Annotated in this window: 29 protein-coding genes; 22 read left to right on the top strand and 7 right to left on the bottom strand. The window is 41.5% G+C overall.

What is annotated here, in order from left to right:
* Positions 1–37: 37 nt before the first annotated feature.
* The 17 genes from rpsH (at position 38) to HMPREF1534_RS06585 (ending at position 9,357) form a co-directional block, all read left to right on the top strand.
* Positions 38–433, top strand: a complete 396-nt coding sequence (rpsH, locus tag HMPREF1534_RS06510; RefSeq protein WP_005941856.1) for a 30S ribosomal protein S8 — start codon at positions 38–40, stop codon at positions 431–433.
* Positions 434–447: 14 nt separating this feature from the next.
* On the top strand, positions 448–1,017 hold the full coding sequence (gene rplF / locus HMPREF1534_RS06515) for a 50S ribosomal protein L6 (RefSeq protein WP_005941855.1): 570 nt from the start codon (positions 448–450) through the stop codon (positions 1,015–1,017).
* A 21-nt stretch (positions 1,018–1,038) separates the two neighbouring features.
* Positions 1,039–1,380, top strand: a complete 342-nt coding sequence (gene rplR / locus HMPREF1534_RS06520; RefSeq protein WP_005844882.1) for a 50S ribosomal protein L18 — start codon at positions 1,039–1,041, stop codon at positions 1,378–1,380.
* Between the two features lie 6 nt (positions 1,381–1,386).
* Positions 1,387–1,902: a 30S ribosomal protein S5 gene (gene rpsE, locus HMPREF1534_RS06525; protein WP_005941853.1), complete on the top strand. Its 516-nt coding sequence runs from the start codon at positions 1,387–1,389 to the stop codon at positions 1,900–1,902.
* A 9-nt stretch (positions 1,903–1,911) separates the two neighbouring features.
* Positions 1,912–2,088, top strand: a complete 177-nt coding sequence (rpmD, locus tag HMPREF1534_RS06530; protein ID WP_005941851.1) for a 50S ribosomal protein L30 — start codon at positions 1,912–1,914, stop codon at positions 2,086–2,088.
* A 31-nt stretch (positions 2,089–2,119) separates the two neighbouring features.
* Positions 2,120–2,566, top strand: coding sequence for a 50S ribosomal protein L15 (gene rplO, locus HMPREF1534_RS06535; RefSeq protein ID WP_005941849.1), 447 nt, complete (start codon positions 2,120–2,122; stop codon positions 2,564–2,566).
* Positions 2,567–2,570: 4 nt separating this feature from the next.
* The gene (gene secY / locus HMPREF1534_RS06540; protein WP_005941847.1) at positions 2,571–3,917 is read left to right on the top strand and encodes a preprotein translocase subunit SecY; all 1,347 of its coding nucleotides are present in this window, start codon (positions 2,571–2,573) and stop codon (positions 3,915–3,917) included.
* Positions 3,918–3,929: 12 nt separating this feature from the next.
* Positions 3,930–4,727 (top strand): type I methionyl aminopeptidase, encoded by a 798-nt coding sequence (gene map / locus HMPREF1534_RS06545; protein WP_005941844.1) that lies wholly within the window; start codon positions 3,930–3,932, stop codon positions 4,725–4,727.
* A gap of 1 nt (position 4,728) precedes the next feature.
* Positions 4,729–4,947 (top strand): translation initiation factor IF-1, encoded by a 219-nt coding sequence (infA, locus tag HMPREF1534_RS06550; protein WP_002558052.1) that lies wholly within the window; start codon positions 4,729–4,731, stop codon positions 4,945–4,947.
* A gap of 14 nt (positions 4,948–4,961) precedes the next feature.
* Entirely contained in the window at positions 4,962–5,078 is a 117-nt protein-coding gene (gene ykgO / locus HMPREF1534_RS19885; RefSeq protein WP_002558051.1) for a type B 50S ribosomal protein L36, read from the top strand.
* Positions 5,079–5,111: 33 nt separating this feature from the next.
* Positions 5,112–5,492, top strand: coding sequence for a 30S ribosomal protein S13 (gene rpsM / locus HMPREF1534_RS06555; protein ID WP_005941839.1), 381 nt, complete (start codon positions 5,112–5,114; stop codon positions 5,490–5,492).
* Between the two features lie 11 nt (positions 5,493–5,503).
* Complete coding sequence (gene rpsK, locus HMPREF1534_RS06560) at positions 5,504–5,893, top strand: 30S ribosomal protein S11 (protein WP_005675443.1); 390 nt, start codon at positions 5,504–5,506, stop codon at positions 5,891–5,893.
* A gap of 119 nt (positions 5,894–6,012) precedes the next feature.
* Positions 6,013–6,618 (top strand): 30S ribosomal protein S4, encoded by a 606-nt coding sequence (rpsD, locus tag HMPREF1534_RS06565; protein ID WP_005941835.1) that lies wholly within the window; start codon positions 6,013–6,015, stop codon positions 6,616–6,618.
* An 11-nt stretch (positions 6,619–6,629) separates the two neighbouring features.
* The gene (locus HMPREF1534_RS06570) at positions 6,630–7,622 is read left to right on the top strand and encodes a DNA-directed RNA polymerase subunit alpha (protein ID WP_005941832.1); all 993 of its coding nucleotides are present in this window, start codon (positions 6,630–6,632) and stop codon (positions 7,620–7,622) included.
* A 3-nt stretch (positions 7,623–7,625) separates the two neighbouring features.
* The gene (gene rplQ / locus HMPREF1534_RS06575; protein WP_005941829.1) at positions 7,626–8,105 is read left to right on the top strand and encodes a 50S ribosomal protein L17; all 480 of its coding nucleotides are present in this window, start codon (positions 7,626–7,628) and stop codon (positions 8,103–8,105) included.
* A 163-nt stretch (positions 8,106–8,268) separates the two neighbouring features.
* Complete coding sequence (locus HMPREF1534_RS06580) at positions 8,269–8,697, top strand: hypothetical protein (RefSeq protein ID WP_005941826.1); 429 nt, start codon at positions 8,269–8,271, stop codon at positions 8,695–8,697.
* Between the two features lie 120 nt (positions 8,698–8,817).
* Positions 8,818–9,357: a hypothetical protein gene (locus HMPREF1534_RS06585; protein WP_005941823.1), complete on the top strand. Its 540-nt coding sequence runs from the start codon at positions 8,818–8,820 to the stop codon at positions 9,355–9,357.
* 97 nt (positions 9,358–9,454) lie between these two features.
* On the opposite strand, the gene HMPREF1534_RS06590 is transcribed toward HMPREF1534_RS06585, so the two are convergent.
* On the bottom strand, positions 9,455–11,254 hold the full coding sequence (locus HMPREF1534_RS06590; protein ID WP_005941820.1) for a MutS family DNA mismatch repair protein: 1,800 nt from the start codon (positions 11,252–11,254) through the stop codon (positions 9,455–9,457).
* 191 nt (positions 11,255–11,445) lie between these two features.
* Between HMPREF1534_RS06590 and HMPREF1534_RS06595 the strand changes: the two genes are divergently transcribed.
* Together HMPREF1534_RS06595 and HMPREF1534_RS06600 are read left to right on the top strand one after the other, a co-directional pair.
* Positions 11,446–12,072, top strand: a complete 627-nt coding sequence (locus HMPREF1534_RS06595) for a hypothetical protein (RefSeq protein WP_005941817.1) — start codon at positions 11,446–11,448, stop codon at positions 12,070–12,072.
* A gap of 21 nt (positions 12,073–12,093) precedes the next feature.
* Positions 12,094–13,257 (top strand): 6-bladed beta-propeller, encoded by a 1,164-nt coding sequence (locus tag HMPREF1534_RS06600; protein WP_005941810.1) that lies wholly within the window; start codon positions 12,094–12,096, stop codon positions 13,255–13,257.
* Between the two features lie 406 nt (positions 13,258–13,663).
* On the opposite strand, the gene HMPREF1534_RS06605 is transcribed toward HMPREF1534_RS06600, so the two are convergent.
* Genes HMPREF1534_RS06605 through HMPREF1534_RS06620 form a run of 4 tightly spaced genes read right to left on the bottom strand, consistent with a single transcriptional unit; the run spans position 13,664 to position 15,626 of the window.
* Positions 13,664–14,122 (bottom strand): DUF4252 domain-containing protein, encoded by a 459-nt coding sequence (locus HMPREF1534_RS06605; RefSeq protein WP_005941807.1) that lies wholly within the window; start codon positions 14,120–14,122, stop codon positions 13,664–13,666.
* Positions 14,119–14,655, bottom strand: a complete 537-nt coding sequence (locus tag HMPREF1534_RS06610) for an anti-sigma factor family protein (protein WP_005941804.1) — start codon at positions 14,653–14,655, stop codon at positions 14,119–14,121. Before HMPREF1534_RS06610 ends, HMPREF1534_RS06605 begins: the two co-directional genes overlap by 4 nt.
* Positions 14,642–15,154 carry an RNA polymerase sigma factor gene (locus tag HMPREF1534_RS06615; protein WP_005941801.1) on the bottom strand — a complete coding sequence of 171 codons (513 nt, stop codon included), beginning with the start codon at positions 15,152–15,154 and terminating at the stop codon, positions 14,642–14,644. Before HMPREF1534_RS06615 ends, HMPREF1534_RS06610 begins: the two co-directional genes overlap by 14 nt.
* A 1-nt stretch (position 15,155) precedes the next feature.
* A complete protein-coding gene (locus tag HMPREF1534_RS06620) occupies positions 15,156–15,626 on the bottom strand; it encodes a DUF4252 domain-containing protein (RefSeq protein ID WP_005941799.1) in 471 nt (156 codons plus the stop codon).
* A 306-nt stretch (positions 15,627–15,932) separates the two neighbouring features.
* Here HMPREF1534_RS06620 and HMPREF1534_RS06625 point away from each other — a divergent pair, with 306 nt between their 5' ends.
* Positions 15,933–17,069 carry a 6-bladed beta-propeller gene (locus HMPREF1534_RS06625; protein WP_005941796.1) on the top strand — a complete coding sequence of 379 codons (1,137 nt, stop codon included), beginning with the start codon at positions 15,933–15,935 and terminating at the stop codon, positions 17,067–17,069.
* Positions 17,070–17,100: 31 nt separating this feature from the next.
* On the opposite strand, the gene HMPREF1534_RS06630 is transcribed toward HMPREF1534_RS06625, so the two are convergent.
* Entirely contained in the window at positions 17,101–17,832 is a 732-nt protein-coding gene (locus HMPREF1534_RS06630) for an SDR family NAD(P)-dependent oxidoreductase (protein ID WP_005941793.1), read from the bottom strand.
* An 8-nt stretch (positions 17,833–17,840) separates the two neighbouring features.
* Positions 17,841–19,127 (bottom strand): O-acetylhomoserine aminocarboxypropyltransferase/cysteine synthase family protein, encoded by a 1,287-nt coding sequence (locus HMPREF1534_RS06635; protein ID WP_005941789.1) that lies wholly within the window; start codon positions 19,125–19,127, stop codon positions 17,841–17,843.
* A gap of 124 nt (positions 19,128–19,251) precedes the next feature.
* Here HMPREF1534_RS06635 and HMPREF1534_RS06640 point away from each other — a divergent pair, with 124 nt between their 5' ends.
* Together HMPREF1534_RS06640 and HMPREF1534_RS06645 are read left to right on the top strand one after the other, a co-directional pair.
* A complete protein-coding gene (locus HMPREF1534_RS06640) occupies positions 19,252–19,695 on the top strand; it encodes an acyl-CoA thioesterase (protein ID WP_005941786.1) in 444 nt (147 codons plus the stop codon).
* Positions 19,696–20,012: 317 nt separating this feature from the next.
* Complete coding sequence (locus HMPREF1534_RS06645) at positions 20,013–21,251, top strand: MFS transporter (protein ID WP_005941783.1); 1,239 nt, start codon at positions 20,013–20,015, stop codon at positions 21,249–21,251.
* The last annotated feature ends 12 nt before the right edge of the window (positions 21,252–21,263 follow it).

Genomic DNA, 21,263 nt, shown 5'->3' with positions numbered 1-21,263 from the left:
GTCAGGGTGGTCCTGATTAATTTAATTAATTATTTATATGACAGATCCAATCGCAGATTATCTCACCAGATTGAGAAATGCAATTAGTGCAAAGCACAGAGTAGTAGAAGTGCCTGCCTCAAATTTGAAAAAGGAAATCACTAAGATTCTTTTCGAAAAAGGCTACATTCTGAACTACAAATTCGTAGAAGATGGTCCTCAAGGAACTATCAAGGTGGCTTTGAAGTATGACACAGTAAACAAAGTAAACGCAATCAAGAAGTTGATTAGAGTTTCTTCTCCGGGTTTGCGTCAGTATACTGGTTACAAAGACATGCCGAGAGTAATTAATGGTTTAGGTATTGCTATAATATCTACTTCCAAAGGTGTAATGACTAACAAAGAAGCTGCTGAACTGAAAATTGGTGGTGAAGTTCTTTGTTACGTATATTAATAGGAGGATAAGCAATGTCAAGAATAGGAAAATTACCCATTAGTATTCCCGCTGGAGTAACAGTTACTCTGAAGGACAATGTAGTTACTGTAAAAGGTCCTAAAGGCGAATTAAGCCAATTTGTTGATCCCTCTATCAATGTTGCTGTTGAAGATGGACATGTGGTGTTGACAGAAAATGAAAATGCGATGTTGGATAACACAAAGCAGAGACATGCTTTCCACGGCTTGTATCGCTCATTGGTTAACAACATGGTTGTTGGTGTTTCTGAAGGTTACAAAAAAGAACTGGAACTTGTCGGTGTAGGTTACCGTGCTTCAAACAATGGTAATATTATTGATTTCGCATTAGGTTATACTCATAACATCTTTATGCAGTTGCCTCCTGAAATCAAAGTAGAAACTAAGTCAGAAAGAAATAAGAACCCTCTTATTATATTGGAATCTTGTGACAAACAGTTGTTAGGTCAGGTTTGTTCAAAAATACGTTCTTTCCGTAAGCCGGAACCTTATAAAGGTAAAGGTATTAAGTTTGTTGGCGAAGAAATTCGTAGAAAGTCTGGTAAGTCAGCCGGTGCTAAATAATTTACATAAAATTGTATTATCATGACAACAAAATTAGAAAGACGAATCAAGATCAAATATAGAGTACGCAATAAGATTTCAGGTACTACTGAACGTCCGCGTATGAGTGTGTTTAGAAGTAACAAGCAGATTTACGTTCAAGTTATCGATGACTTGTCTGGTAGAACTTTGGCTGCAGCTTCATCTTTGGGAATGGAAGCTATGCCTAAGAAAGAACAGGCTGCTAAAGTTGGTGAACTGATTGCCAAGAAGGCTCAGGAAGCTGGTATTACGACTGTCGTATTCGACCGTAATGGTTACTTGTATCATGGGAGAATAAAAGAAGTAGCTGATGCTGCTCGTAACGGTGGACTTAAATTTTAATCAATTATGGCAGTTAATAATAGAGTTAAGATAACTAACGATATAGAGTTAAAAGACAGATTGGTTGCTATCAACCGTGTTACAAAGGTAACAAAGGGTGGTAGAACATTCAGCTTCTCTGCAATTGTAGTTGTTGGAAACGAAGACGGTATTATTGGTTGGGGTCTTGGTAAGGCAGGTGAAGTTACAGCTGCTATTGCTAAAGGCGTAGAAGCAGCTAAAAAGAACCTTACTCGTGTTCCTGTTCTGAAAGGCACAGTTCCTCACGAACAATCTGCTAGATTCGGCGGTGCCGAAGTATTCATCAAACCGGCTTCTACCGGTACTGGTGTTGTGGCAGGTGGCGCTATGCGTGCTGTTTTGGAAAGTGTTGGTATTACAGACGTTTTGGCTAAGTCAAAAGGTTCTTCTAACCCGCACAACTTGGTAAAAGCTACAATTCTGGCTTTGGGTGAAATGAGAGATGCTCGCATGGTAGCTCAGAACAGAGGTGTAAGTATGGAAAAAGTATTTAGAGGATAAGGAGGAAATATGTCAACTATTAAGATTAAACAAGTAAAAAGTAGAATTGGTGCTCCTGCTGATCAGAAAAGAGTACTCGATGCACTGGGACTTCGCAAAATGAATCGTGTGGTTGAACACGAAGCAACTCCTTCAATTCTTGGAATGGTAAATAAGGTTAAACACTTGGTTGCCATCGTTAAGTAATTCATTGTTAATAAAAAAAACTAATTACGATATGAATTTAAGTAATTTGAAACCTGCAGAAGGATCTACAAAGACCAGAAAAAGAGTTGGCCGTGGTGCCGGTTCTGGCTTAGGCGGTACTTCTACAAGAGGTCATAAAGGAGCTAAGTCAAGATCAGGCTATTCAAAGAAGATCGGTTTTGAAGGTGGTCAGATGCCTCTTCAACGTCGTGTTCCGAAGTTTGGTTTTAAGAATATCAACCGTGTAGAATACAAAGCAATCAATCTTGAAACTATTCAGAAATTGGCTGAAGCTAAAAATCTGACTAAAGTGGGAATGAATGACTTTATCGAAGCTGGTTACATTTCTTCTAATCAATTGGTAAAGGTACTAGGTAACGGTAGTTTAACTACTAAACTCGATGTAGAAGCAAATGCTTTCTCAAAGAGTGCAGTAGCTGCAATCGAAGCTGTTGGTGGTAATGCAGTAAAACTCTGATTCAATGAGAAAATCTATTGAAACATTAAAGAATATATGGAAAATTGAGGATCTGAGACAAAGGATCCTCATTACTATATTATTTGTTGCAATATACAGGTTTGGTTCTTACGTGGTTCTTCCAGGTATTAACCCGGCTATGTTAACTCAGTTGCATAAACAAACGAGTGAAGGTTTGTTAGCCTTGTTAAACATGTTCTCTGGAGGAGCGTTCTCAAATGCATCTATTTTTGCATTGGGAATTATGCCATATATTTCGGCATCAATTGTGATTCAGCTTTTAGCGATTGCTGTTCCCTACTTTCAGAAAATCCAACGTGAAGGTGAAAGTGGTAGACGAAAAATCAATCAGTATACTCGTATATTGACAATTGCTATCTTGATTTTCCAGGCTCCCTCATATCTGATTAACTTAAAGATGCAGGCTGGCCCATCACTTAATGCTTCATTAGATTGGACATTCTTTATTATTACTTCTACCATCATTTTGGCAGCAGGAAGTATGTTTATCCTGTGGCTTGGAGAAAGAATCACTGATAAAGGTATCGGTAATGGTATTTCATTCATTATCCTGATTGGTATTATTGCTCGTTTACCGCAATCTTTGTTCCAGGAAGTTGTTTCCCGTTTGTCTTCTCCGGGTGCCGGTGGTATCGTTATGTTCTTATTGGAAATAGTATTCTTACTATTCGTTATTGCAGGAGCCATTTTGTTGGTTCAGGGAGTTCGTAAGATTCCTGTACAATATGCAAAACGTATTGTAGGCAATAAGCAATATGGGGGTGCCAGACAATATATTCCTTTGAAAGTGAATGCTGCGAATGTAATGCCTATCATTTTTGCTCAGGCAATTATGTTTATTCCTATTACATTGGTAGGCTTTTCTAATGCTGCTACAGCAAGTGGTATTGTACGTGCATTTGTAGATCATACTAGCTTCTGGTATAACTTTGTTTTTGCAATATTGATTATTGTATTTACATATTTCTATACTGCAATTACAATAAACCCGAACCAGATGGCAGAAGATATGAAGAGAAATAATGGTTTTATTCCGGGAATAAAACCAGGTAAGAATACAGCTGAGTATATAGATGCGATTATGTCTCGTATTACTCTGCCGGGTTCTATTTTCTTGGCTATTATTGCTATTTTCCCTGCTTTTGCAGGTGTATTCGGAGTAAAGGCTGAGTTTGCCCAGTTCTTCGGTGGTACATCGTTATTGATTCTTGTTGGTGTTGTCTTGGATACTCTCCAACAAGTTGAGAGTCATTTATTGATGCGCCATTATGATGGATTATTGAATTCCGGAAGAATTAAGGGTCGCTCAGGTAATGTCGCTGCATATTAATTTAGTCTGAAGATGATATTTCTTAAGACAGATGATGAGATAGAGCTGCTTCGTCAGAGTAACCTACTTGTAGGTAAAACTCTGGCTGAAGTTGCTAAATTGATAAAACCAGGTGTAACAACCAAGGAACTGGATAAGGTAGCAGAAGAGTTTATTAGAGATAATGGTGCTATTCCTACTTTTAAAGGTTTTCCAAATCAAAATGGTGATCCATTTCCCAGTACATTATGTACTTCTGTAAATGATCAGGTTGTACACGGCATTCCGAATGATATTCCTTTAAAAGAAGGTGATATTGTTTCTGTTGATTGTGGTACTTACATGAATGGTTTCTGTGGTGATTCAGCCTATACATTTTGTGTTGGTGAAGTTGACCCGGAAATAAGGAAACTTTTGAAAACAACAAAGGAAGCTCTTTATTTAGGCATTGAGAATGCCATTCATGGGAAGCGATTGGGTGATATAGGTTATGCGATTCAGCAGTATTGCGAATCAAATACTTATGGTGTGGTAAGAGAGTTTGTGGGACACGGCATCGGTAAAGATATGCATGAAGATCCACAAGTACCCAATTATGGTAAAAGAGGATATGGCACTCTATTGAAAAAAGGAATGTGTATTGCCATTGAACCAATGATTACGTTGGGCTCTCGTCAGATAGTAATGGAGAGAGATGGATGGACAGTACGCACGAGAGATAGGAAATGTGCTGCTCACTTTGAACATACTGTTGCAATAGGAGTAGGAAAAGCAGATATTTTATCCTCATTTGAATATGTCGAACAAGTATTAGGAGATAAAGCAATTTAATATGGCAAAGCAATCCGCAATAGAACAAGATGGAGTTATCGTAGAAGCATTGTCAAATGCAATGTTTCGTGTTGAGTTGGAAAATGGGCATGAGATTACCGCTCATATCTCTGGCAAAATGAGAATGCATTACATTAAAATATTACCCGGGGATAAGGTCAGAGTAGAGATGTCTCCTTATGACTTATCTAAAGGAAGAATCGTTTTTAGATACAAGTAAAAAAGAAATAAGATATGAAAGTAAGAGCATCATTAAAGAAACGTACGCCGGAATGCAAAATCGTTAGACGAAATGGCCGTTTGTATGTTATTAACAAGAAAAATCCTAAGTATAAACAACGTCAAGGATAATTTATTATTTTTGCAAAAAAAATAATTTAGTATATGGCTATAAGAATAGTTGGTGTAGATTTGCCTCAGAATAAGAGAGGCGAGATTGCGTTGACCTATGTATATGGTATCGGACGCAGCAGTTCAGCAAAAATCTTGGATAAGGCTGGTGTTGACAGAGATCTTAAAGTAAAAGATTGGACAGATGACCAAGCAGCTAAAATCCGTGAAATCATCGGTGCTGAATACAAAGTAGAAGGTGATCTTCGTTCAGAAGTGCAATTGAACATTAAGCGATTAATGGATATTGGTTGCTATCGTGGTGTGCGTCATCGTATTGGTCTGCCGGTTCGCGGTCAGAGTACAAAGAACAACGCCCGTACACGTAAGGGAAGAAAGAAAACAGTTGCAAATAAGAAAAAAGCTACTAAATAATAATTGTTGATATGGCAAAAAAAACAGTCGCAGCTAAGAAGAGAAATGTGAAGGTTGATGCTAATGGACAGTTGCATGTTCATTCTTCATTCAACAACATCATTGTATCTCTGGCAAACAGTGAAGGTCAGATTATCTCATGGTCTTCTGCAGGTAAGATGGGATTTAGAGGTTCTAAGAAGAATACTCCTTATGCAGCACAGATGGCTGCACAAGATTGCGCTAAAGTTGCGTTTGATCTTGGCCTGAGAAAGGTGAAAGCTTACGTTAAGGGTCCTGGAAACGGACGTGAGTCTGCTATCAGAACTATCCACGGAGCTGGTATTGAAGTTACTGAAATTATCGATGTAACTCCGCTTCCTCACAATGGTTGTCGTCCTCCGAAGAGAAGAAGAGTATAAAAGATAACCCTATTTTTATATGTAACTTGATTTTGTTAATAATGGATTGCACTTTCCTTTCTGTAATCGCGGCTGCAACAAATTAAGTTCATTAGTAACAATTAAATTAGAAAAAGAAAATGGCTAGATATACTGGACCAAAATCAAGAATTGCCCGTAAATTCGGTGAAGGAATCTTTGGAGCAGATAAAGTTTTATCTAAGAAGAATTATCCTCCCGGACAGCATGGTAACAACAGAAGAAGAAAGACTTCTGAGTATGGTGTCATGTTGGCAGAAAAACAAAAAGCTAAATATACTTACGGTGTATTGGAAAAACAATTCCGTAACCTGTTTGAAAAGGCAGAGAGTGCTGCCGGTATTACCGGTGAAATCTTGTTGCAGAGTTTAGAGGCTCGCCTTGACAACGTGGTGTTCCGTTTGGGTATTGCTCCTACTCGTGCAGCTGCTCGTCAGTTGGTGGGTCACAAGCACATTACAGTAGATGGTAAAGTGGTAAACATTCCTTCATACGCTGTAAAACCCGGTCAGATTGTAGGTGTACGCGAAAGATCTAAATCTTTGGAAGTGATTGCAAATTCACTGGCAGGATTCAATCATAGCAAATATCCTTGGTTGGAATGGGATGAAAGCATTAAAGCAGGTAAGTACTTACACACACCTGAAAGAGCAGACATTCCTGAAAACATTAAAGAACACTTGATCGTTGAATTGTATTCTAAATAATAATTAATTTCATGGCGATATTAGCATTTCAAAAACCTGATAAAGTATTAATGTTGGAAGCGGATTCCAAATTTGGTAAATTTGAATTCCGTCCACTCGAACCCGGTTTCGGTATTACCGTAGGTAATGCTTTGCGCCGTATTCTTCTTTCTTCACTGGAAGGATTTGCAATCAACACGATTAAAATCGAAGGTGTAGAACATGAGTTCGCTACTGTTCCCGGTGTAAAAGAAGATGTTACCAACATTATCTTAAATCTGAAGCAAGTCAGATTTAAGCAAGTAGTAGAAGAATTTGAAAACGAGAAGGTAAGCATTACCGTTGAGAATTCTAGTGAATTTAAGGCAGGTGATATAAGTAAGTATTTGACTGGATTTGAAGTGTTAAATCCTGAATTGGTTATTTGCCATTTAGATTCAAAAGCAACTTTACAGATGGATATTACTATTAACAAAGGTAGAGGTTACGTTCCGGCCGATGAAAACCGTGAATACTGTACCGATGTAAATGTAATTCCCATTGATTCTATTTACACACCGATACGTAATGTAAAATATCAGGTAGAAAACTTCCGTGTTGAACAGAAGACTGACTATGAAAAGCTGATATTGGAAATTACTACCGATGGTTCCATTCATCCGAAGGAAGCTTTGAAAGAAGCAGCTAAGATATTGATTTATCACTTTATGTTGTTCTCTGATGAAAAGATCACTCTTGAGACTTCTGACGTGGACGGCAATGAAGAATTTGATGAAGAAGTATTGCATATGCGTCAGTTGCTGAAGACTAAGCTGGTTGATATGGATCTCTCTGTTCGTGCTTTGAACTGTTTGAAAGCTGCTGATGTGGAAACATTGGGTGACTTGGTACAGTTTAATAAGACCGACCTGTTGAAGTTCAGAAACTTCGGTAAGAAATCGCTCACGGAGCTTGATGATTTGCTCGAGAGTCTGAATCTGTCGTTTGGAACTGACATTTCTAAGTATAAATTAGACAAAGAATAAAAAATGAGACATAATAAAAAATTCAATCATTTAGGTCGTACTGCTTCTCATAGAAGCGCTATGTTATCTAACATGGCTTGCTCTTTGATTAAGCACAAAAGAATCACTACGACTGTTGCAAAGGCTAAAGCTTTGAAGAAATTCGTTGAGCCTTTAATTACAAAGTCTAAAGATGACACTACTAATTCACGTCGTGTAGTATTTAGCAATTTGCAAGATAAAATCGCTGTAACAGAATTATTCAAAGAAATTTCTGTAAAGGTAGCAGATCGTCCGGGTGGTTATACTCGTATCATCAAGACAGGACATCGTCTGGGTGATAACGCTGAAATGTGCTTCATCGAGTTGGTTGACTATGATGAAAACATGGCTAAGACTGCAACTGCTAAGAAGGCAACTCGTACTCGTCGTTCTAAGAAGAGTGCTGCTGAAGCTCCTGCTGCAGAAGTTGCAACTACAGAAGAAGCCCCAAAAGCTGAGTAATCTGTACACAACTATATATACTAAGGGTCGTAATCAATTGGTTACGACCCTTTTTTATTTGTTTGTAATTGTTGAACAAATTCTCTTGTTGTTTGTTAATTTAATATAGGAAATGAAACAGGGAAGATGAATTTTTCTATCTTTGCAATAGGAAAATAAAAAGATGAAAGGATTCATAGCAATCATATTATTCTTTGTGCTTGCATTGGCAGGAGTCAAGACAGGGCATCTCAGCGTAGCTTCTTCGATAGCTGTGCCGGGGCAATGTGCTGTGCAAGATGACTGTTTCACTCACTCACATTCTGTGAATGAAGGTGCTATTATTCCTTTGGAGAGAGAAAGATATTTGGCTGACATGGAGTTCAGCGATGCCTACACATTAGCTCATCGCGTAAGTACTTCAGCAGAGCGTTTATATCGTTTCTCTTCTATAGAGACTACACAATATATTAAAGCCTTATTGCGCAAACTGGCCACACGTATGGACGTGCTTACTCATTGTTCAAGACGTGTTTATGATACTTCGCGCAGCCAAAGTTGGGATGATGCTTGCGAGCATTATATCTTTGGCATGAGGCGTATTCTGATTTAGATTTTATTCTTTTACTTGTGTTTTTTATGCATTGATTTTATCTTGTTGCAGCAGGGTAATAATTCGGTGTATAAGGATAATTATATTTTTCTTATTAGTAACAGAATAAATTTGAAGATTATGAATAATGCAGTTTCAGCAGATGTCACTCTGTTTTCAAGAGTACATCCCGATATAGTAAAACGTATCAGTGTTTCATCAGTTATTGTTTCGGCTTTACTTGCCATTGGCGGTATTGGCGCTTTCGTTACCTCTTTGCGGATGGGTGATGCTACATCCACCATGAGCATGGTATTTATGACGGTCGGTACAATTCTGATTCTTACTGCCCTTTTCCGTCTTTTCTGGCGAAGCAAAGAATGGGTTTACACTCCTACGGGGAGTGTGACCAAAGAGGGGTCTTGTTTCTTTGATGTATGCGATTTGCATGTGTTGACAGCCCGGTTGGATAAGAAAACATTTGGCAAAGACAGTGATGTACAAGTAAAGTCAAACGGTAACGTTCGGATGGATTATCTCATTTCTCATGATAAGAGATTTGCGGCTGTCCAGTTATTCCGTTTCATCCCTTATACGTATGAAGCAGCATCTTCCGTGTACTATCTGACCGGACAAGATGCATTAGATTTCACACGTTGCTTAGAGACTAATAAATTTTGATTTTTTCTATGACTCTTTATGTTATGAAAGTAAAGCAAGCCTGTGAAGGTGAACCTTACTTGCTTAAGACGTTAATGTGATAAATTGTTGGGTGGGGTTAGTCGTTGATGACCAGCCCCATCTTTTCCATTAAAAAGCATGCATTCATGTTGCGGGCAACGCCCTCACGCATCTTATAGGAAAAAGTCAGCTCATTGTTTGTAATATCTGCCTCAAAACAATAATTATGGATTTCATCGGGAAAGTATTCGATTAATTTGCCCAGCAAGAGGTCGTGTGTAGCGATAATGCCATTTGCTTTCAGTGTCATCAGCTGTTTGACAAGGGCAAAAGACCCTTTCTGTTTGTCCATCGAATTGGTACCTTTCAAGATTTCATCTAAGATGATAAAAAGTTCCTCACCCGAGTTCAGTCGGTCGATGATTTGTTTTAAACGTTTCAGTTCGGCAAAGAAATACGATTCGTTATCGTTGAGCGAATCCGAAGTCCTCAAGCTGGTTATGAGCCGGGCAGGATAGATTTCGAGCGAGTCGCAGCACACCGGACTGCCGATACAGGCAAGTACATAGTTTACTCCGATGGTACGCAGATAAGTACTTTTCCCGGCCATATTCGCTCCGGTAATGATGACAAAGAAAGGTCTCGAAGGAATTTCTGCATCGTTTTTCACACATTGGCTTACGGGCATCAACGGATGTCCCATCTCCCGCGCACAAAAGACAAACGGTTTGTCGGCTATCACAGGATAAGTATAAGCAGGATGATTGAACGCAAAAGTTCCCATCGAACAGAGTGCGTCCATTTCGCCGAGCATATCCAGCCAATGAAGAAGACATTCTCCATATTTTTTTCTCCACGCTTCGATACGCATCACCTGGCGGAGTTGCCAAAACAAAGATCCCTCCAAGAGGACGTACATAATTTGGTTGTTCCTCAAGTCCAGTTTGTCCAGTTCGGTAGCCAGTTCCTTCAGTATTTCGGAAGTTCTTTTCCCATCCGTGCCGAACTTTGCTTTGAGGCGGGCGAGCAATGGTGCTTTCATCTCTTGCCTGTCAATGAGTGCAATGAGTTTGGCATAAATGGAAAGGATGCGGAGCTTTTTGTCGTATATCCCTTGCAGGTTTGTGACGTGTTTGATAAGCCCGAAGCTTGCCACCACAAAAGTACCGAACGCAAGCCCGAACCAACTCATTGAAATCACTCCTGTCATTCCTAGTGCCAGTAGGATGACATTGGCCGAAGGCACAAGGCAAAGCATAGGACGACTCCACCACATTCGGCTGAAATAAGCAGAAGATTCCGTCCATTCCTTAATCTCGTTTCGGTCATCGGCTTCGCCCTTGTAAAGCAGGCCGGTGATGCGGAAGCATTCGCGGAACTTATCATACCCGGCAAGTTCACTGACTGCTGTCTGCCGTTCCCTTATTTCCTCTTTCTTTTCCAAAGGTTTTTGCAGCCATTCCGCCAATTTGTTTTTTCCGAACGAAGTGCAGGTGCGGTTCATTGCCTGAAACAGTGAATGATGTCCGAAGATGTCGAGGTCTAGGGAATAGCGGTGACCTGCGTTAACAAACTCCGCCCCCTCGTCAAACGGCTCATAGTTATTATCCAATGCGGAAATCTCGTCCTGATTGACGCGAATACATGTTTCCAGCCATTCTTTTCGGAAGAAGAGTCTATTGTGAAACTTCACCAGTATCAGAAACGGTACGAAGGTGAGTGCAGTGATCAAGCATAAGGCAGCTGCTCCGGCATCATAGCCATATATCACTCCGAAGATACCTGCCAAAAACAGGACAACCCGCAGACTGCTGATGCGCAGAATCTTGTTCCTTACTATTTGAAGTTCTCTTTCCGTTTCGTCAACTCGTTGTTGATATTGTGTCTTTAATTCCATTTTTATTTGTTCATTGATAATACTTGCGGGCAAATATAGGGAAAAATATCCCTTTTTCGTTAGTAATTATGTTATTTAGCCTTATCTGTCTGTCGTCTTGCAGCGATAAGAAACTTTAACGGAAAAATGGATGTTTTCTCTTCCGAAAGGTGTATTTTTATCTATAAAAAGAGTAAACAAACACATAGCTTATGGAAAAAGTAGCATTGATATTGCTTTCCACCCTTATCCTATCGGGATGTTCTTCTTATGGTATGCAAGGGAACCCGGCGGCAGTGCAGGCAGGTGCGGCCATCGGAGGTGTGCTGGGTGCCATTGTAGGTGACAGGGCAGGCGGATACAATGCTTCGCAGTTCGGAGCTTTGGCGGGAACAGTAGCCGGAGCTGCTGTAGGCAATGCAGTGACTACGCCCCGACAGGACGATGGTGCGGAAGAGGAATATGATAATTATGCCCCGGCTTATTCAGGCTTGCATGTTACAAATCTCCGCTTTATCGATGAGAACCGTAACCACACGATTGATGCCGAGGAAGACAGTAAGCTGGTATTCGATGTGGTGAATGACGGTGATACTCCCGCCTACAATGTTACTCCCATAATTGAAGAAGTGACCGGCATGAAACATATTCTTATTTCTCCGGCACAACAGATTGCCTATATGCCGGTGGGAAATACGATTCGTTATACGGCAACTATTCGCGGTGGCAGAAGGCTGAAGACAGGAGAGGCTGTGTTCAGAGTTTATACCACGGAGAGCAATGGTGCGATGAGCCGGACACATGAGTTTTCTTTGCCTACGCAGAAAAGAAAGAAATGATTTATCAAACCAAATAATACAATGAAAAAGAAAAAACTATTTGCGATACTGCTCTTGGTGGCTGTGTGTGCAGGATGCGGAGCGGAAAAAGAGCAGACAACGATGGTTACGGTGGATATTGCCACCGAACATTCCGAGAAGGAAGTAGTTCTTCAGGATTTTATGGATGTGGAATACATTCCGTTGGAGACAAGTGATGAATTTGTGACTCAGGGGAGCGTGATGGATATAGGTGACAAGTATCTGTTGGTGAAGAACTGGGCAAACGATGGCGACATTTTTGTTTATGACAGAAAAACCGGTAAAGCCATACGGAAAATAAACCGGAAGGGACAAGGTGCCGAAGAATATAATTTTATCAGCGGAATTATTCTGGATGAAAACAACGATGAAATGTTTGTCAACTGCGCTGCAGCGAAGAAGATTTATGTGTATGATTTGTCGGGAAACTTCAAGCGCTCTTTCGCTCATCCCAAAGATACCGAATACATGGATGTTCTCAATTATGACAAAGACAATCTGATTTGTTATGATGCGTCTGTTTATTATAAGGACGGGCAGTCCAGAGAGGAAGGGAAATCTTATCATTCGCTCATTTCTAAGAAAGATGGAAGTGTTACCCGCGACATTTATCTTCCTTATGATATAATCAAGACCCCTTGTGTGCATCAGGGAGACGGAGTGGCGATGACTTCTGTACGTCCGATTATTCCGAATCGGGGAGAATGGCTGCTGGTTGACTGTTCTTCGGACACAGTATATAATTATGTGCCCGAAAAGAATAAACTGGTTCCGTTCTTTGTGAAAGCACCTACCAAGGACCCGGAGATACTTCTGACAATGGGGGCTGTCACCGATCGTTATTATTTTCTTCACACTGTAAAGAAAGAGTTTGATTTTACTACCGGGCGAGGATTCTTTATGAACGATTTTATGTACGATAAGCAGACCAATGAGCTTTATAAGGCAAAGGTGCTCAATAGTGATTTTGTAAAGAAACGCAGTGTGGATATGTTTTTGCATCCAATCAATAATAATGGAATCGCGGCTGTTCAGACATTGTCGGCCGGTCAGCTTGTCGAGGCTTATCAAGAAGATGGATTGAAGGGCCGACTGAAAGAGGTGGCAGCGGGATTGGATGAGGAGTCTAATCCGGTGGTTATGCTGGTGAAGTATAAGAACTGAGATAATGTGACGGTATCTTATATCCCAAACAATAGGTATTGTTCTTGAAGACTGTTACTACTATTGGAGAAAACTTTCCCTATTGTTTGGGAAAGGTCTTAAGAGACCTTTTGGGTACATATTTACGGATTTTCTTCCGGCAAAAGTGTTTGAACAGAGATAAATACAAATCATGTTTCACACATATTGTGGGGATAATACATTGATTTATAATGGATTGATGTGAAACGTGTTACATGGATAAAATCTGTCACAAAGAACCGTTATAATGAAAAAGGCGGAAGGCTTTTCGTGATAACAGTTCCCTGATAAAAGACCTGGGTCTTTTAAAAAAACTCTTTCATCTTTTTCAAAAACCTCAAGGTCTTTTTTCAAAACCTCAAGGTCTTTTTTGAGCACTCCTTCGTCAATTCTTATTAACGATGCTTTGAATTTCTTGCAATGTTAAGTTTCCGGTGATGATGATGATGGTAAGCTCATTCTGTTCCTCGCACAGCAATACGAATTCTTTTTGCTTTCCCTCATTCTGTTTCTGGAAAATCGTAACTTTTTCACCTTCATCGTTAATACGTATCAGCTCTTGATAGCCGTTCTTGGGACTGATGTAGCTGATATCTTTCTTTATCTGTGCAGTGACAGATGCTTTTTCGCAATTCAGAATCTGAATATTGTCCAACTTGCTTGCCAGCTCTCCGATATAGATTTCCTCTGTTTTCATATCGGGCATCAGGCTGAGCATCGCCTTGGATATATATACGGACGTAACGCCTTCCATGTCGGCATACTTGTCAAAAAAAGACTCTTGCGCATAAGTGAATAATGAGCAAAGGGACAATAGCAGGGTAATAATATATGTACGTTTCATTGTCTTAAGTTTTTAAATCGTTTCAACTGTTGGTTTACATTCTTTTGTACTTTTTCGGTGGTTTCGTGCACCGTTTCCATTTGTTGCACTCCCTTGTTAAGTGCTGACGAGAACATGAACAGTGCCTTCTGAGCTTCTGCGTATGCCTCGGTGGGAGAAGAGCAGGTGTCTTGCGGAGTGGGAGGAGTGTAAGGTTTGTACAGATACATTCCTACCGAGAACAAGATGAGCAGACTGGCGGCAATGCTGCCCACCCACTGTAAGTGGATGATGCGTGTATGCTTTTTTATCTTCGTGGTTCGCCGTTCATGCGTGTCCCATTCGTCTATCAGACCGCTTAATTTACTTTCCAGTCCTTCGGGTGTCTCCGGTTCAGGTTGTGAGGCGAGCTGCATGAAGAGTCTCTTCTCGGCAAGTAAATGTGCCGGAACGTCCGCTTGGGCAAAGAACTCTTTCAGTTCCTTTTCTTCGGCCTCGTTCGTCTCGCCGTCATAATATCGGACCAGTAATTCTTCTATTTCATTTACTTTCATAGTTCATAATTTCATTAAATTGTTCACGTATCTTTTTGCGGGCGCGGCTCAGCAATACACGTATATTGACGGCTGTAAGCCCGGTGACTTGTTCTATTTCTTCGTAGGAACAGTCATTCACGTCACGCAGCAAGATGATTTGTTGCTGTGACCGGGGCAACTGTCTAATCAGTCTTTTTACCTGCCTTGCTTCGTCCTTTTGTTCTATCTCGCGGGCGATGTTGCTGTCTGTCGGAAGCTTAAGCTCTTCGGGCAGTCGGCTGTCTTCGTCCGGTCGGCAGGAACGCAGGGAATCGTAGCACAAGTTCTTGATAAGCGTCACGCAATAAGCCTCGATGCTGGCAACTTCGGAAAGTTCGTCGCGCTTTTTCCACAATTTCAGATACGCTTCCTGCACCATATCCTCGGCATCCTGAACGTTGCCCATCAGCCGGAAGGCCACTCGATAGAGTTTGGCATGGCAAGGTAGAAATTGTTGTTTAAAACTAGCGGCGTCCATGTTACATCATTTCTTCTTTTGCCAGTAGTTTGGCTATTTTTTCTTTGCTTACTTTTCCCTTTAACTGTACCAATGTGCAATCGCCGTTCCCGGTGCAGACGATGAGCAGTTCGCGTATCACGTCGTTCTTACTTTTTGCCAGAATGTGCACTTTTTCACCTTCATCGTTTACCTGAACCAGCGTTTCGTAGTCTTTAATTCGCTGTGCGTTTATCTTTTTGCTGAAGCGTTCCTTTACGCTTGTCGAGCAGGCTTCCAAATCCAAAATTCTTATTGATTTGAACTTTCGGGCAAGCTTCGCATCGCTGTCGTTGCCCATGAACATCTTTCCGATAGCCATCATGAAAGGTGAAATGCTAATACAGTCTGCGTTAGGCTCTTTCTTGAATTCATCGAACAGAGAATTAAGGTCTTGGGCAAAACCGATGTGACAGACAAACAACAGTGCTAATGCCAATATATACTTTTTCATGGTTTTATTTTGTTTATGTTTATACTTCAGGTTCTCTTTTTAAAAGCGCTTTCATCTAGATAGACGGAAGCAGAGAGAATGTTGTTACAAAGAAAAGCATAAAATTATTTTTTTTCTATTCAATATAAGATGTATATTAGTGTAATTGTTAACTTTAAAATTGAAATACTTATGAAAAGGAATTTATTATTGTGCACTTTGGCTGTGTGCGAGTATAGGCTTATATCTCAAGTAGTTAATGAAAAAGGACCTGAATCCTTTTTTCAATGTTGATATATCTGTATGACCTTGAGAAACATAAATATTATGCGGACAAAATATTTCCTTTTGTTGTTCTTGTTATTGCTTGGAGCAGGGTGCGCTACTTCACAATATGGAAGTGAAGCAACGGCTGTTTTAGAAGAAGGAGAGCCATCGATAGCAGATACTACATTCTTATATGATTCTCGCGTTATTGCCTTAGAGACGAAAGACGATGCGCTGATTGCCCGTGTCAACAGGTTGATAGAATGGAAGGGGAATCTTTATATACTTGATAAAGCGGGGAAACAAGTGGTGGCTTTTAATATGGATGGGAAACATTTGTTTACTATCCATCGGGTTGGGATGGGGCCGGAAGAGTATAGTGCTGTGATGGATGTCGCCATTGACAAACGAAAAAATCAGTTGGTGCTGTTGACCGAACCGTCAGCGTTGCTGCGTTTTGATGCGGAAGGCAATTTCATCAGTAGCCGGAAATTGCCCGGTTATTATCACTCTATTGCTTTGGACGGAGATTTTATTTATTTGGAGAATGAAACTTACGCCAATGGCCGGTTGTCGGAAAATTCTATAACTGCGATTCACGGGGAAGAGACAACGGGCTTGTTGGAACCATTGATAGAAATTGCCCCATTTTGTTTTATAGCAGGGCATCAGTTGAGTGCTTCATCGCCTGTGCTGTTTACCCGGAAATTTGATAATACAATTTATAAGTTAGAAAACCAATCGGCATCTCCTTCTTGTACTATTGACTTTATGAATGAAACATTTCCGGAGGATGCAAAGGATAAGGTGTATGACTGCCGTGACTTGAATAAATTCTCCAGAGAGAAAGGCTTGGTTTATTTGATGACGGATGTGACCGAAACTTCCGAACATTTATTGTTCCGAACAAACTTGTTTGATAGGTTGTATATCTTGTCAAAATGGGACGACGCTGTTCGTAAATATGATTATATATTCCAGTCTGAATACGGGTATAACTTGCACGGTTATACTCCGGTGGGCGGTGAAAAAGAAAGGATATGCTTTGTGGCTATGGCAGGAAGCTTGATGAGCTTGAAGTCTTTGGTTGAAACTTATCCGAAAGTCAAGGCAAAGACCACCGTGAAGATGCTGGAATTGTTAAACCGGGTGGAAGAGGATTCTAATCCGGTCCTTTTTTATTACAAGGTAAAATGAAAGTGGTTGCCTGTGATAGGTTTTTCGCTTTTTAATTCTTGACGGGCAACTTGACCCATAACCATTTGGGAATAAGCCTCCAGAAGAACACCAGCACTTGATAACGCCGGTCGATGATGACGGTGCGTTTCTTTTTGTTGAGTGCATTGATGATGTGGGCGGCGACTGCGGAAACGTTCATCAGCAGAGGATATTTGTCGTCTTTCAGTAGCGGGGTGGCTACAAATCCGGGACGGATATCAGTAAACACAATGGGCAGGCGGTTGATATGCGCCAATTGGTCGAGAGCCTCGATGTAAGTATTCTGAAAACGTTTGGTGGCGGAATAGGCGGGAGCCGAACCCAGTCCTTTGGTTCCGGCAATGGAACTTATCACAGCCAGATGTCCGTGTCCTTGCTGTTCAAAATAATGATAGGCTGCCGTCACCATGCGGATGAAACCCTCCACATTGGTGGCGGCAGTCTGTAATTCGATATCGGGTGTCAGAGAGAGGTTTTGTTTACCAATGCCTGAGCTCAGCAAAAATAAATCCATACCTCCCAACTCGTCTATCAGTTGTTTCAGCAAATAGGGTGCATCTTCGTGAGTGACGTCCAAGACTTGGGCACACACCTGTCCGGGAGCAGTCCGGCGGAGCTTTTCCAATTCCTCTTCCCTGCGTCCGGCTATGCCTACCTGCCATCCGGCCTTCAGGTAGCCTTTGGCTACTTCCAGCCCGATGCCCGAAGTGGCTCCGATGATAACAACCCGTTTGACTGACATGGCTTATCTTATTTAATCTGTTCTAAAGCTTGTTCCAGATCGGCGATGATGTCGTTGGCATCTTCGATACCTACCGACAGGCGGATTAAGTCGGGAGCAACTCCGGCTTCCATCAATTGCTCGTCCGTTAACTGGCGGTGTGTATGGCTGGCAGGATGAAGCACGCATGTGCGGGCATCTGCCACATGAGTCACGATGCAGGCCAGTTTCAGTGCATCCATAAACTTGATGGCCTCTTCGCGGCTGCCGTTCAGTCCGAAAGCGATAACACCGCAAGAGCCGTTCGGCATATATTTCTGTGCCAGTTCATAATATTTGCTGCTTTTCAGACCGCAATAGTTTACCCATTTCACCTGTGGATTGGCTTCCAGCCATTCGGCCACTTTCTGTGCGTTTTCACAGTGACGGGGCACACGCAGATGAAGTGTCTCGAGTCCCAGATTCAGCAGGAACGCATTTTGCGGTGACTGAATGGAACCGAGGTCACGCATCAGTTGCGCAGTAGCTTTGGTCATATAGGCCATTTTACCGAATGCTTTGGTATAAGTCAGTCCGTGGTAAGATTCATCCGGCTGAGTCAGTCCGGGGAATTTGTCGGCATGCGCTTCCCAATCGAAATTGCCGCTGTCTACGATGGCTCCGCCTACACTGGTGGCATGTCCGTCCATATATTTGGTGGTAGAGTGAGTCACAATGTCGGCTCCCCATTCAAACGGACGACAGTTGATGGGAGTGGCGAAAGTATTGTCGACAATCAGAGGCACCCCGTGCTTGTGGGCAATACGTGCAAACTTCTCAATGTCGAGCACATCGATGCTGGGGTTTGAGATGGTTTCTCCGAACAATGCTTTGGTGTTCGGGCGGAAAGCCTTGTCAATTTCTTCTTCGGGTGCGTCGGCATTGACAAAAGTGCATTCGATGCCAAGCTTCTTCAACGTGACTCCGAAGAGGTTGAAAGTACCGCCGTAGATGGTAGACGAGCATACAAAATGGTCACCTGCCTGACAGATATTGAAAATGGCATAGAAATTAGCAGCCTGTCCCGATGAAGTAAGCATGGCGCCCACACCACCTTCCAATGCAGCTATTTTTGCTGCCACTGCGTCATTGGTCGGGTTTTGCAAGCGGGTATAGAAGTAGCCCGTATCTTCAAGGTCGAATAAACGAGCCATCTGTTCGCTGGTATCATACTTGAAAGTTGTACTTTGATAAATGGGCAAAACGCGCGGTTCTCCTTTTTTCGGCTGCCATCCTCCTTGTACGCAAAGGGTGGATTTGCTAAACTTCTTATCCATGTCTATTCTTTAAGTTAATGGTTTCACTTTAAATAAATTGAACGCAAAAGTAAGAATAATCTCTTATTTAGTGTTCTTTTATTAGGAAAAGTATTATATTTGAATGAAATTAATAAGCATAACTATGGGAGAGGAAATAAAATTCAGGCATACGATGCCGGTACAAATACGGTTCAGTGACGTAGACCAGTTCGGACACGTGAACAATTCGGTTTATTTTTCTTTATATGATTTGGCAAAGACAACTTATATAAAAGATGTGTTGGGGAGTGCGGATTGGAATAAGATGGCCATTGTAGTAGCAAATATCAATGCCAACTTCTATGCGCCTGTATTCTTTTCAGACCATTTGGTAATAGAGACAGCTGTTGTTCAGTTAGGGCATAAAAGCTTCACATTGCTGCAACGTGCTGTGACAACGGATACGCAGGAGGTAAAATGTGAGTGCCGTACAGTGATGGTGGGTTATGATATTGCAACCAAAGAGCCGAAGCAGATAGCCGAGGAGTATAAACAGGCGATTTGTGCTTACGAGGGTAAGACAATGGACGATTTGGCAAAGAAGTGACTCTCTTTCCTGATATAATAAATTAATTTATGAATTGTTCGGTGATTTATTAATATAATAGTTCGCCGAATTATTTTTTTATACTTTTATGGAGGGGAGTTTTGCAGGGTGCCGGTCTTCTTTCCCTCTTTTATTCTGTATGAAATTTAAATGATTTATACTTACTTTACCTTAAAGAAGGCTTCAATAACAGCATCTTGTTTTAATTCTTACTTCTGTTTAAAAAATAATCGTTATATCGTAAAATATTTCATTAAATCTATTTGTGTTATTAAATTAAGTTCCTATATTTGCGCAGTCGAATTGATTTAATATAAATGAAAAACAAGAAAATCTATCCTTGGGTGGTGGTAGGTCTTTTGTGGGTTGTGGCACTTCTCAACTATATGGACCGCCAGATGCTTTCTACTATGCAGGAAGCAATGAAAGTGGACATTGTGGAGCTCAATAAGGCTGAGGCTTTTGGAGCTTTGATGGCTGTATTTTTGTGGATTTACGGCTTTATGAGTCCGGTAGCCGGTGTTATTGCTGATCGGGTGAGTCGTAAATGGTTAATCGTCGGTAGCCTTTTTGTATGGTCTGCCGTGACTTATTTGATGGGTTATGCGACTGATTTCCATGAACTTTACTGGCTGCGTGCCACCATGGGGGTGAGTGAAGCTCTATATATTCCTTCAGCACTTTCACTGATTGCCGACTGGCATCAGGATAAATCCCGCTCTCTGGCCATCGGTATTCACATGACCGGTCTGTACACCGGACAGGCTATCGGAGGTTTCGGCGCAACGGTGGCGGCCGCTTTCTCCTGGCAGCTTACTTTCCATTGGTTTGGTATTGTGGGTATTGTCTATGCATTGGTATTGGTGCTGTTCCTGCATGAAAATCCTACTCATATAAAGATAGAGAAACTTGCAAAAGAAACGCCTCGCAAGAAAGGGTCTGTGTTCAGCGGACTGGCAATTGTACTATCCAACTGGGCTTTCTGGATTATCCTGTTCTATTTTGCAGCTCCCAGTTTGCCGGGATGGGCAACCAAGAACTGGCTTCCGACATTATTCTCCGAAAGTCTGAATATCCCCATGGCTGAGGCAGGTCCGATTTCTACTATAACCATTGCTCTGTCATCATTTATCGGTGTCATTGTGGGTGGTGTCCTGTCGGATAAATGGGTGCAGAAGAATATCCGCGGACGTGTTTATACCGGTGCCATTGGCTTGGGACTGACGGTTCCTTCCTTGTTGCTGTTGGGTTTCGGACACAGTTTTGTGAGTGTGGTGGGAGCCGGCTTGCTCTTTGGTGTGGGTTACGGTATCTTCGATGCCAACAATATGCCGATTCTGTGTCAGTTTGTTTCAGACAAACATCGTGGAACGGCATACGGAATCATGAACATGACAGGCGTATTTGCCGGTGCAGCCGTAACGGAGCTTTTGGGCAAATGGACTGACGGAGGTGGATTGGGACAGGGCTTTGCCATGTTGAGTGTCATCGTTCTGGTTGCTTTGGCTCTTCAGTTGTTCTTCCTGCGCCCGAAGACAGATAATATGGTCGATTAAATTATACAAAAA

The organism is Phocaeicola massiliensis B84634 = Timone 84634 = DSM 17679 = JCM 13223, from assembly GCF_000382445.1.
In the GTDB taxonomy this organism is placed as follows: domain Bacteria; phylum Bacteroidota; class Bacteroidia; order Bacteroidales; family Bacteroidaceae; genus Phocaeicola; species Phocaeicola massiliensis.
The sequence above is the reverse complement of the archived record's forward strand: the minus strand, read 5'-3'. Positions and strand labels throughout refer to the sequence as shown.

Bases quoted from the DNA above. Each gene is read 5' to 3' on its own strand.
- rpsK (WP_005675443.1), top strand. From the start codon at position 5,504: ATGGCAAAAAAAACAGTCGCAGCTAAGAAGAGAAATGTGAAGGTTGAT.
- HMPREF1534_RS06600 (WP_005941810.1), top strand. From the start codon at position 12,094: ATGAAAAAGAAAAAACTATTTGCGATACTGCTCTTGGTGGCTGTGTGT.
- HMPREF1534_RS06635 (WP_005941789.1), bottom strand. From the start codon at position 19,127: ATGGATAAGAAGTTTAGCAAATCCACCCTTTGCGTACAAGGAGGATGG.
- rplF (WP_005941855.1), top strand. From the start codon at position 448: ATGTCAAGAATAGGAAAATTACCCATTAGTATTCCCGCTGGAGTAACA.
- HMPREF1534_RS06640 (WP_005941786.1), top strand. From the start codon at position 19,252: ATGGGAGAGGAAATAAAATTCAGGCATACGATGCCGGTACAAATACGG.
- HMPREF1534_RS06570 (WP_005941832.1), top strand. From the start codon at position 6,630: ATGGCGATATTAGCATTTCAAAAACCTGATAAAGTATTAATGTTGGAA.
- HMPREF1534_RS06645 (WP_005941783.1), top strand. From the start codon at position 20,013: ATGAAAAACAAGAAAATCTATCCTTGGGTGGTGGTAGGTCTTTTGTGG.
- rplO (WP_005941849.1), top strand. From the start codon at position 2,120: ATGAATTTAAGTAATTTGAAACCTGCAGAAGGATCTACAAAGACCAGA.
- HMPREF1534_RS06630 (WP_005941793.1), bottom strand. From the start codon at position 17,832: ATGTCAGTCAAACGGGTTGTTATCATCGGAGCCACTTCGGGCATCGGG.
- HMPREF1534_RS06620 (WP_005941799.1), bottom strand. From the start codon at position 15,626: ATGAAAAAGTATATATTGGCATTAGCACTGTTGTTTGTCTGTCACATC.
- rplQ (WP_005941829.1), top strand. From the start codon at position 7,626: ATGAGACATAATAAAAAATTCAATCATTTAGGTCGTACTGCTTCTCAT.
- secY (WP_005941847.1), top strand. From the start codon at position 2,571: ATGAGAAAATCTATTGAAACATTAAAGAATATATGGAAAATTGAGGAT.
- rpmD (WP_005941851.1), top strand. From the start codon at position 1,912: ATGTCAACTATTAAGATTAAACAAGTAAAAAGTAGAATTGGTGCTCCT.
- HMPREF1534_RS06595 (WP_005941817.1), top strand. From the start codon at position 11,446: ATGGAAAAAGTAGCATTGATATTGCTTTCCACCCTTATCCTATCGGGA.
- infA (WP_002558052.1), top strand. From the start codon at position 4,729: ATGGCAAAGCAATCCGCAATAGAACAAGATGGAGTTATCGTAGAAGCA.
- ykgO (WP_002558051.1), top strand. From the start codon at position 4,962: ATGAAAGTAAGAGCATCATTAAAGAAACGTACGCCGGAATGCAAAATC.
- rpsM (WP_005941839.1), top strand. From the start codon at position 5,112: ATGGCTATAAGAATAGTTGGTGTAGATTTGCCTCAGAATAAGAGAGGC.
- HMPREF1534_RS06605 (WP_005941807.1), bottom strand. From the start codon at position 14,122: ATGAAACGTACATATATTATTACCCTGCTATTGTCCCTTTGCTCATTA.
- rpsH (WP_005941856.1), top strand. From the start codon at position 38: ATGACAGATCCAATCGCAGATTATCTCACCAGATTGAGAAATGCAATT.
- rpsE (WP_005941853.1), top strand. From the start codon at position 1,387: ATGGCAGTTAATAATAGAGTTAAGATAACTAACGATATAGAGTTAAAA.
- rplR (WP_005844882.1), top strand. From the start codon at position 1,039: ATGACAACAAAATTAGAAAGACGAATCAAGATCAAATATAGAGTACGC.
- HMPREF1534_RS06615 (WP_005941801.1), bottom strand. From the start codon at position 15,154: ATGGACGCCGCTAGTTTTAAACAACAATTTCTACCTTGCCATGCCAAA.
- HMPREF1534_RS06580 (WP_005941826.1), top strand. From the start codon at position 8,269: ATGAAAGGATTCATAGCAATCATATTATTCTTTGTGCTTGCATTGGCA.
- map (WP_005941844.1), top strand. From the start codon at position 3,930: ATGATATTTCTTAAGACAGATGATGAGATAGAGCTGCTTCGTCAGAGT.
- HMPREF1534_RS06590 (WP_005941820.1), bottom strand. From the start codon at position 11,254: ATGGAATTAAAGACACAATATCAACAACGAGTTGACGAAACGGAAAGA.
- HMPREF1534_RS06585 (WP_005941823.1), top strand. From the start codon at position 8,818: ATGAATAATGCAGTTTCAGCAGATGTCACTCTGTTTTCAAGAGTACAT.
- HMPREF1534_RS06625 (WP_005941796.1), top strand. From the start codon at position 15,933: ATGCGGACAAAATATTTCCTTTTGTTGTTCTTGTTATTGCTTGGAGCA.
- rpsD (WP_005941835.1), top strand. From the start codon at position 6,013: ATGGCTAGATATACTGGACCAAAATCAAGAATTGCCCGTAAATTCGGT.
- HMPREF1534_RS06610 (WP_005941804.1), bottom strand. From the start codon at position 14,655: ATGAAAGTAAATGAAATAGAAGAATTACTGGTCCGATATTATGACGGC.